8 protein-coding genes and 1 pseudogene are annotated in these 9,553 nt (G+C 63.3%); 2 read left to right on the forward strand and 7 right to left on the reverse strand.

The window, feature by feature from the left end; genetic code table 11:
• Nucleotides 1–164: 164 nt before the first annotated feature.
• From F0Q45_RS21255 to F0Q45_RS21280, 6 genes are all read right to left on the reverse strand, one after another.
• The gene (locus tag F0Q45_RS21255) at nucleotides 165–1,985 is read right to left on the reverse strand and encodes a serine/threonine protein kinase PknE (protein ID WP_149655817.1); all 1,821 of its coding nucleotides are present in this window, start codon (nucleotides 1,983–1,985) and stop codon (nucleotides 165–167) included.
• Between the two features lie 170 nt (nucleotides 1,986–2,155).
• The gene (locus F0Q45_RS21260; RefSeq protein WP_149655818.1) at nucleotides 2,156–2,893 is read right to left on the reverse strand and encodes a hypothetical protein; all 738 of its coding nucleotides are present in this window, start codon (nucleotides 2,891–2,893) and stop codon (nucleotides 2,156–2,158) included.
• Between the two features lie 107 nt (nucleotides 2,894–3,000).
• The gene (locus tag F0Q45_RS21265; RefSeq protein ID WP_149655819.1) at nucleotides 3,001–3,396 is read right to left on the reverse strand and encodes a type II toxin-antitoxin system VapC family toxin; all 396 of its coding nucleotides are present in this window, start codon (nucleotides 3,394–3,396) and stop codon (nucleotides 3,001–3,003) included.
• Nucleotides 3,396–3,584, reverse strand: coding sequence for a type II toxin-antitoxin system VapB family antitoxin (locus F0Q45_RS21270; protein WP_149655820.1), 189 nt, complete (start codon nucleotides 3,582–3,584; stop codon nucleotides 3,396–3,398). Before F0Q45_RS21270 ends, F0Q45_RS21265 begins: the two co-directional genes overlap by 1 nt.
• Nucleotides 3,581–5,149, reverse strand: coding sequence for an MFS transporter (locus tag F0Q45_RS21275; RefSeq protein WP_149655821.1), 1,569 nt, complete (start codon nucleotides 5,147–5,149; stop codon nucleotides 3,581–3,583). The genes F0Q45_RS21270 and F0Q45_RS21275 overlap by 4 nt, the downstream gene beginning before the upstream one ends.
• Before the next feature lie 267 nt (nucleotides 5,150–5,416).
• Nucleotides 5,417–5,632 (reverse strand): zinc ribbon domain-containing protein, encoded by a 216-nt coding sequence (locus F0Q45_RS21280; RefSeq protein WP_149655822.1) that lies wholly within the window; start codon nucleotides 5,630–5,632, stop codon nucleotides 5,417–5,419.
• Between the two features lie 160 nt (nucleotides 5,633–5,792).
• Here F0Q45_RS21280 and F0Q45_RS21285 point away from each other — a divergent pair, with 160 nt between their 5' ends.
• Entirely contained in the window at nucleotides 5,793–8,237 is a 2,445-nt protein-coding gene (locus F0Q45_RS21285; protein WP_262491098.1) for a glycogen/starch/alpha-glucan phosphorylase, read from the forward strand.
• Nucleotides 8,238–8,316: 79 nt separating this feature from the next.
• Complete coding sequence (locus tag F0Q45_RS21290) at nucleotides 8,317–9,006, forward strand: glycoside hydrolase (protein WP_149655824.1); 690 nt, start codon at nucleotides 8,317–8,319, stop codon at nucleotides 9,004–9,006.
• 90 nt (nucleotides 9,007–9,096) lie between these two features.
• Here F0Q45_RS21290 and F0Q45_RS27970 read toward each other — a convergent pair.
• Nucleotides 9,097–9,553, reverse strand: a pseudogene (locus tag F0Q45_RS27970) (PE family protein); the annotation flags it as partial.

Below are 9,553 nucleotides of genomic sequence, written 5' to 3' on the forward strand. Positions count from 1 at the left end.
GTCGTCGAAATGCGGCGTTAATTGATCAGCCATTTATCTTATGGACGCCTTTCCGGTCGGTAGACCGATTCACGGTGCTCAACCAAGAGGCACCCAGAATATCCCCCAAGCGTGCCAACGCATGCTATCCGATTCAGCACGCGCCCCGAAATCCCGAGCCGACGTCAACCTACTAGCTTCGTCAGCCAGGCTGGATTCTGTAAATCCACGCCTTTGTGGCCGTCCCACACGAAAGGGGTGCCACTCGCGTTCAGCCCGGCCAGTGTCTCGCTAGCGTTCGCGGCCTTGATTCGCCCGGTGCTGACGTCACTTCCCGACTTGATGCAGTTGATCGCAGTTGAATTAGCGCCGACGTCTTGAGCAAGATGGGCTAGTTCGGCGTCGGTGCGATCTGATGCGGCACCCTCTTGGGGCTGAAAGTCACTGGCGAACAGGGCGGAGTAGAAGTGGGCATAAACTGTCGGGTCGTTCTGGCCGGCGACACAGTAGGTGGCCGCTACCGCACGGGTCGAATAATTCTTGGTGTGCGACTGGTCGTCGAGGAAGTTAAGCAGGTGGTAACGCACCGCGAGCTTTTTGTTAGCCACTGCGGTGTCGATGTCGCTCGCATACGACCTGATGAAGGCACCGCAGGGCGGACAGATGGGCTCATTGAAAATGTCGATCGTTGTCGCTGCCGCGGAACTACCAACAAGCACGCCGTCATCGACCACCCGAAGTTCCAGCGCGTCTGCGGGCGGAGCTGACGACGACGGCAGTGCCGACCCCGGCGTCGATGACCCCCAGGGATGAGCAAGAACAATGCCAAGCCCACCCACCAGGGTCGCCACGGCGGCAACGGCGATACCTACCCACAGCCAAGGTTTGCCCGCGCCAGTTGACGGGTAAGGCGGTGGCTGAGCCCACGGAGGTGTCCCAGTGCTCCCTGGATAACCGGTGCCCCAGCCGGTGGCGCCCGGCCAGGGGGTGGGCGGGGGTCCGCCGGTGGCGACCGGTGCTGATGGCGCGGGCCAGGCGGTGCCCGGCGGTACAGCTGGGGTCGACGGTGTTGGTGGTGCCGGGGTGACTGCCCTGGGCGGCTGGCTGGCGGCGCCCGCCGGTAGCTGCGCTACTTGGCTGCGCTGCAAGATATCAGTGGCCCGATCCTGATCAGGGGTGGCCAGCGACGCGTAAGCGGCCGCGGACAGGTCGCTGCAGGTGGCGAATCGGTCGGCCGGATTTTTGGCCATGCCACGGGCGATCACGTCGTCGAAGGCGATTGGAATGCCCGGCCGCGCGGCGTTGGGTCTAGGGATCGTTTGATTGAGGTGCGCGCCCATCACGCTGAGCTGATCACCGCGATAGGGCGGAGATCCGGTCAAGCATTCATACAGCACGCACGCTAACGCATAGATGTCGGCCCGATATGTCACCTCGTTGTTGCTGAACCGTTCCGGGGCCATGTAGTAAAGAGTCCCCACGGTGCTGCCCAGCTGCGTCAATTTTTCGTCTGTGGTGGCGCTCGCGATCCCGAAGTCGACAAGGTAGGCGAAGTCATCGGAGCTGACCAGAATATTTTCCGGTTTCACGTCGCGGTGCATCACCCCGGCAGCGTGCGCGGCGTCGAGTGCCGAGCCAATCTGGCGGACGATCGCCACCGCCCGCGGCGGGGTCAGGGGGCCGTATCGCCGCAATATCGCGGCCAGGTCCTTGCCGTCGATCAGGCGCATGTCCACATAGAGCTGCCCATCAATCTCGCCGTAGTCGTGAATGGGCACGACGTGGGGTTCCAGCAGGCGCCCCGCGGTGCGGGCCTCACGCTGCATCCGCGCGCGAAAGACCGGATCGCTGGAAAGTGTTGGCGACATGAGCTTCAGCGCTACGACCCGCTCGCGAACGGTGTCCTCGGCCTCATAGACGTCGCCCATGGCGCCGCGGCCGACCAGCCGCCGCAATCGATACGGACCGAACTGCGAACCTTCCCGCGAATCTGCGGTGTCATCCATCGCCGACTCCTCACCCGCCTTCCGCGCGCAGCAAACCGACTAGAAGCGCCTACGCCAGTGGCTATTGCCTGCGGCCGGACAGCAGGACGCAGTGGCTTGCAGGAATAAGGCTAATGGCTATGCCCCATGGGGGGCGCAGCGTGTGAAGCGTACGCCAGCTGCTTCAAACCCTATTCGGTTTCAACGTGGAGGTCAGCCACCTGTATTGACACTAGCGTGGGAACGGGCAGTGAACGATTGCCCGGGCCGATGGGCACGACCCGCCGATTGGTCGGGAACACGAGCCCGTCGGCGTCGAGGTGTTCGTCGCAGTAGTGAGCGGCTCGTGCCCAGCGGCCAACCACCTCGGCGACGTAGTCGTGGCGTCGCAGCAGACCGCTGTCATTGAAGTAGAACGTCTGCTGAGGCGAGTGGGTGACGATGTGCGGCGGAAAACTTGCGTGCAGGCGTCGCCATCTTTCGCCGCCCTCCTGCCAGGTCTCGCCCTCGTCGACCGTGACGCCTTGCCTGGAGAGCAGGTAGGGCGTGGTGAGGTAGTTCCACATGGCGTAGCCGGCGAAGTAGACGGAGTCCAGCGGGTCCCACCGGACGTTTCGCCGTAGTCCCGAGCGGCCGTGAAACGCTGACCGCGGGTCCGCACGCGAGCTGACGATCTGGCCTTCACGCCCCTCGATTCGTACCAGTCCGTTTTCGAAGACCCCACGCTGCCCGGCACGCGGAAACGGGTCCAATACGACCCGGGCCTGCTGGACATGAGCCGTTATTCGGTAGTCCGCAAGTCGGTTACCCGGAACCCGGGTACGCAGCAACAGCCCCCCGGTTCGTACGCGTGCGTGCACAGTTACGGCGCTCTGCCATCGCCGCAGTCCCCCATGGGCGTTCATTACCTCGTCCAGCAGCGCGCTCATGACTGACACTGCCTCGACAGCAGCTGACCGATGCTCATCGCAGTCATCGAACACCATCGTGGCTCAGGCCCAGCACGGGGTATCCCGTTACCGACGATGTGGTCGCTTCAATGAGCCAGAACCACACGAACGTCGGTGCGGCTAAAGTCGGCTGCTTTGAACAACAGCGGCTGACCGCTGATCTTGGCAAGAGCGTACGAGAAGCAGTCGCCATAGTTCAGGCCCGCCCGGTCTCGTCCCTTGCCGTATCTGCGGAAGGCGGCTAGTGCAGCTTCTGCCTGATCGAGATCGACGCCGACAAGATCTACGGCGGCGCGATGCAACCACAGGTCCAATTCGCGTCCGCCCGGCTCACCAAAGCGTGTTTCAATCACGATGGCCGTTTCCAGATATGAAGCCGTAGACATCAGCCGAACCCCGTCTGCTTCCACTGCTGCCTCGAACCGCTCGGCCTCCGGCTCAGCGCTGAGCATCGCGACAACCGCGGAGGTGTCGATAACCATCAGGCGGGCAGCCCGCGCTCGTCGTAGCCGAGTATGGCGTCCGAGGTGCGGGTATCGAGCACCGGCAGGGCAGCACAGCGTCGGCGGATAGCGGCCAGTTCCTCTCGCAACGGGATGGCCTTTGTACGCCCAGTCTCGCGTGCCAGGCGTTCGTAGACACTTGCCTGACGCCGGCGTTTCGTGCTCATGGGGCGGCACGACGAGCGGCGTCGCCTTCTCCCCGACCGCCCCGATGATCTCCGGGAGCCGCTTTTCCGTCCGTCGGCTGATCACAGAGAACACCGGCGGATTCTTCCGCCAGTTCGGCGTCGGCCACCGTTAATGGCACAGCCAGCTCTTCCAGCGGGCGCCGTTCGGCGGCGACCCCGAGCCACATTTCAACCAAACCTGCAAGGGCCATCACCGCCGCCCCGATCAGGAACGACCAGACCACCGCGCCGCGCTGGCCGGAATCAATCAGTTGACCGAACAGCAACGGACCGCTGATGCCGCCAATCGCCGTCCCGATCGCGTAGAAGAATGCGATGGCCAGCGCCCTGGTCTCCATCGGGAAAATCTCGCTGACGGTCAAGTAGGCCGCGCTCGCACCCGCCGACGCTAAGAAGAACACCGCTGCAAGCACGACGATAAATGTCCAGACCCCGCCAGTCTGAGTCACAAATAGCGCCGAGAGGACAACGGCCACAAGAGCAGAACCAACATAGGACAAGGTGATCATCGGCTTGCGGCCGATGGTGTCGAAGAGCCGCCCTAACACCAAAGGACCGAGAAAATTGCTGAGCGCCCATAGGATGAAAAACAGTGGCACCTGCCCGGATGCGACCCCGTAGAACCGACTCAACAGCGTCCCGAGGTTGAACGTCACCCCGTTGTACAGGAACGCCTGACCGATGAAAAGTGCCAGTCCGAGGACCGCGCGCGCTGGATAAAGCGTAAATGCCACCTTGGCAATCTCTAGCAGTGAAATCGACTGTCGTTGACGAACTCTCAGCGGCCGCCCTTGCGGCGCGGGCAGCGGTTGGCCGGTTTCTCGCTCCACGTCCCCTTCGATTTCGGTGACAATACTTTCGGCTTCCTCCTCGCGGCCGTGAATGAATAACCAGCGCGGGCTTTCCGGAACGTTACGCCGGACCAGTAGCACGAAAATGCCCAGAATGGCACCGATACCGAAGGCGAGCCGCCAGCCAGTGTTCGTCGGGAAGTTCGACGTGTTCAGCAGGACCAGTGCGCCGGCGGCGCCAGCCGCCGAACCCAGCCAGTAGGTCCCGTTGATCACCAGGTCTACGCGACCACGCACACGGGCCGGGATCAATTCGTCAATCGCCGAATTGATGGCTGCGTATTCGCCGCCTATGCCTGCGCCGGTGAAGAAGCGCGCGATGAAGAAGTACCAAGGCGCAAAAGCGAACGCGGTCGCGACGGTTGCGACCAAATACACCGCCAGGGTCAGGATGAACAGGTTGCGCCGTCCGAAGCGGTCCGTCAGGTGACCGAAGAACAATGCACCCAGGGAAGCTCCGGTGATATAGATAGCCGCCGCCACGCCGATCTGCGCGGCCCCGAGTTCGATCCCGCTGCCCGGCTCGGTGAGACGAGCCGACACGTTGCCGACCATGGTGACCTCGAGCCCATCGAGGATCCAGACCCCGCCAAGACCGATAACGACGCGCCAATGAAACCGCGCCCAGGGCAACCGGTCCAACCGTGCCGGTATTTGTGTCGTGATCGTATTGGTTTGCACGCTTGCGCTCATCGCCGGCTCCGTTCCTGGATGGACACAGATTTCCCCACACCGCGTATCGCACGCTCCACGCTAGTGGGTCGGGCAACGTGGCAAGCACTGGTGGCTCGGCGTCGTGCTCATCTTGCCCACAGTCGGTGCTGACCTCCCGCCTGTTGACGTTTTCCGGACGGATAAATCCACCGGATTTCGACCCCGCCTTGTTGGGTTGGGTCGGAGCAGTAATTCCTCGCGGTTTCCTGTTGGTTCCTGCTTCAAGGACTCCCCGTAGCCCGCGGGCTACGGTTCACCTCCACAGGCGGTTTGACCATCCGCATTAAGCCCGCGGGCCCGCCCGGCGGCCAGTACGTTTTGGGCGGCGTGGACGTCCGCGTGTGCTCGGTATGTGAGCAGTGGGTGCACCGGAAAAACCGCTTGGCTCTCACGTGATTTCGGGTCCACATGCCCACGCGCCGAGCAGCGTTGCGATGTCAACGCTGCCGCAACCTTCACCACTTTCGTTCCGCACCCTGGTTAATCTGGCAGTGCGATACTCGCACCACCAAGACGGCTGGAACCGATGGGAAGCCCGAAGATGAGCGATGCCACCCAAGTGCCTTCTACAGCCGCGGCTGTCGACGCCGCACCCACCGGCGTCGAGGACGTGCGTACCGGAATGAGCGCGAACGCCTTGCGGCAGGCGATCGAGGATCACCTGCGGTATTCGCTCGGCCGCCCGGCCGCCCTTTTGGAACCCAAGCACTACTATCGGGCACTGGCGTTGGCCGTGCGAGACCGGATGCAGCAGCGGTGGATTCAGACCACCCAAACCTATCTGGATCTTTCCCGCAAGGTGGCGTGCTATCTGTCAGCGGAGTTCCTACTTGGCCCGCACCTGGGCAACAACCTGCTCAACCTGCAGATTGAGGACCAGGCTCGTACCGCCCTGGCCGCGCTAGGTCAAGATTTCGACGAGGTGCTGGCGTGCGAGGAGGAGCCCGGGTTGGGCAACGGCGGGTTGGGCCGGCTCGCGGCCTGCTACCTGGATTCACTGGCCACCCTGGAACGTCCGGCAGTCGGCTATGGCATCCGTTACGAGTTCGGCATCTTCGACCAGGAAATCCGCGACGGCTGGCAGGCGGAGAAGACCGACAACTGGCTGGCCGACGGAAACCCATGGGAGATCGTCAAACCTGAATTGAGCTATCGAGTCGGTTGGGGCGGCCACACCGAGGCCTACACCGACGAGCGGGGCAAGTACCGGGTGCGGTGGGTCCCTCAGCGTGCGGTCAAGGGCGTCTATTACGGCACGCCCATTCAGGGTTACGGTGTCAACACCTGCAACACGCTCACGCTCTGGAGCGCGAGGGCGATCCAGCAGCTGGCCCTAGACGCCTTCAACGCCGGCGACTACTACCGTGCCGTGGACGAGCAGGTGGTTTCCGAAACTGTTACCAAAGTGCTCTACCCCAACGATCAGCCGGAAGTCGGCAAGCAACTGCGGTTGGCACAGCAGCATTTCTTCGTGTCCTGCTCCCTTCAGGACATCCTGCACCTGCTCGAAGACTTCGCCGGCCTGCCCGTCCGGGAACTTCCCAACCGGGTCGCAATCCAACTTAACGACACCCATCCCTCGATCGCCGTCGCCGAGCTGATGCGGCTACTCGTCGACGAACGCCACCTGGATTGGGATGAGGCTTGGCCAATCACCGTGGCGACACTGGGCTACACCAACCACACCCTGTTGCCCGAAGCGCTCGAAACCTGGCCGCTGTCAATGTTCGAGCGGTTCTTGCCGCGTCACCTGGAGATCATCTACGAAATCAACCGCCGCTTCCTCGACGAGGTGCGTGCCCGGTTCCCCGGCGACGACGACCGCGTCCGGAGGATGTCGCTCATCGACGAGGGCGGCGACCGGAGGATTCGCATGGCGCATCTGGCGACCGTCGGCAGCCACGCCGTCAACGGTGTCGCAGCCCTGCATTCCGAGCTGCTGAAAACTACTGTGCTCAAAGACTTTTACGAGATGTGGCCGGAGCGGTTCAGCAACAAGACTAACGGGGTGACACCGCGCCGCTTTGTCGCGCTGGCAAATCCCGGCCTGCGCAAACTACTCGACGAGACAATCGGCCAGGGCTGGTTACGCGATTTAGATCGGCTGCGTGAACTGGCTCCTCTGGCCGGCGATCCCGCACTGCAGCAACGGTGGCGGGCCGTCAAACGGGAGAACAAGGCGCGCTTGTCGGACTACATTCTGGCTCAAACGGGTATCGGGCTTGATCCGGACTGGCTTTTCGACATCCAGGTCAAGCGTCTTCACGAGTACAAGCGCCAGCACCTCAACCTGCTACACATCCTCACCGCCTACCACCGGCTCAAGCAGCATCCGAACCTCGAAACCGCGCCGCGCGCATACATTTTCGGCGGTAAGGCGGCGCCCGGATACACGATGGCCAAGCTCATTATCAAGCTGGTCAACTCCGTCGCGGAAATCGTCAACGCCGACCCGGACGTCAACGACCGCATGAAGGTGGCGTTTATCCCGAACTTCACCGTGCAGAACGGCCAATTGATATATCCCGCAGCAGATCTATCCGAACAGATCTCGACGGCCGGCAAGGAAGCATCAGGAACGGGGAACATGAAGTTCATGATGAACGGGGCGCTGACCATCGGTACCCTGGACGGCGCCAATGTAGAGATGCGTGAGCAGGTCGGCGCAGAGAACTTCTTTCTGTTCGGGCTCACGGTCGAGGGTGTGCACCGCGTGCTAGCCGAGGGGTATCGGCCCAGGGATTACATCGGCCAAAACGATGAGCTCGCAGCAATTCTCAGCCTGATCGCCGAAGGTCGGTTCTCGCGCGGCGACACCGAGGTGTTTGCTCCGCTGATCGCCAACCTGACCAACCACGATCCGTTTCTGGTGATCGCCGACTACGCCGACTATGTGCGCGCCCAGCGGGAGGTCAGTAGCACATGGCAGGACACGGAAGCCTGGACGCGTAAGTCCATCCTCAACTCCGCGCACAGCGGAAAGTTCTCCTCCGACCGGGCCATCGCCGAATACAGCGACGACATTTGGAAGATCGCACCGGTGACCATAGGACCCCCGAAAGGCTGAGCGGCTCTCGTGCCCGGCAGCAGCGACCGCCCCCAGCGCATCGGCGTTGATACGATGTGTGGCGCTCATCAAACGTGAGATGCCAACTAGAGTGCTGTGCGTGGGCAGAATTGCGTTGACCAACGGCTGGCGGCGCTGGTTGGCAATCGCGGCCTCACTCCTGGTCTCTGGCGCCATGGTTTACGCCCAAGCCACCGAGCGCCGGTGTTGTGTCCAGACCCCCGATCAAACCTCGACAAACCCTACGCTGGCGCCTCCCAGCGCGCCGCACACCGCTAGTCCCGCGGAGGCGGACCTGCTGGCGGCAAACGCTCCCGTTGCTGCCCAAGATTTTCAGCTGGCGTTGCCTGCAGGCGTCGCGGCGGAGCAGGGATTGCAAGTCAAGACCATATGGGCGGCTCGTGCTATCAGCGTGCTCTTTCCTCAGATCACCAACATTTTCGGTTTCCGGCAGGATCCCTTGAAGTGGCACCCCAACGGGTTGGCAATCGACGTCATGATCCCCAACCATGAGTCACCCGGCGGTATCGAACTCGGCAACCAAATCGCCGGGTACGCCTTGGCAAATGCGAAGCGATGGGGCGTGCTCCATGTGATCTGGCGGCAGAAGATCTACCCGGGCATCGGCGCACCGAGCTGGACGGCGGATTACGGCTCCGAAACCCTGAACCACTACGACCACGTTCATATCGCCACCGACGGTGGCGGATACCCGACCGGGCAGGAAGCCTACTTCATCGGATCCATGCGGCCTATGCCGCCAGAGTGATCAGCCAATGCGTGCTCGACGACGCGCCCTCTCAGCACGAGAACCGATTTGTTGGGCCGCCCGAGGCGGTGCGGTCGGCGTGGACCGCGATTACCCGGGTTGGCCGTTGGCCCCGCCGGGCGAACCGCCTTTGCCGCCGCTACCGGCGTACCCCCCTAGTCGCCCGCCGGTCCCTCCGTTTCCACCGGCACCGCCGGTGGCCGTGACGTCCCCGCCAGAAGAGCTGCCGACCGTGGCCGCGCCGCCGCCTGACCCAGTCCCGCCGATGGCCATGGCGAGTCCGTCGGCTCCCGCGGCTCCAGTAACTGCTCGCCCGCCTGCTCCCCCGTCGCCGCCGTGACCCCATAGGTAGCCGCCAGTGCCGCCATTCCCGCCGGACCCAGCGGTAGCCGTCGCGGCCCCGCCGGCAGACGCGCCGACCGTGGCATCCCCGCCGGCCCCTCCGATTCCGCCGCCGCTGCCGGTCCCGGTGTCCCCGCCCTTGGCCAGCAGTGTCCCACCGGCCCCCCCGTTCCCACTAAATGCGGCCGCACCCGAACCCCCAGTG

It is taken from the genome of Mycobacterium simiae (genome assembly GCF_008370645.1).
Classification (GTDB): domain Bacteria; phylum Actinomycetota; class Actinomycetes; order Mycobacteriales; family Mycobacteriaceae; genus Mycobacterium; species Mycobacterium simiae_A.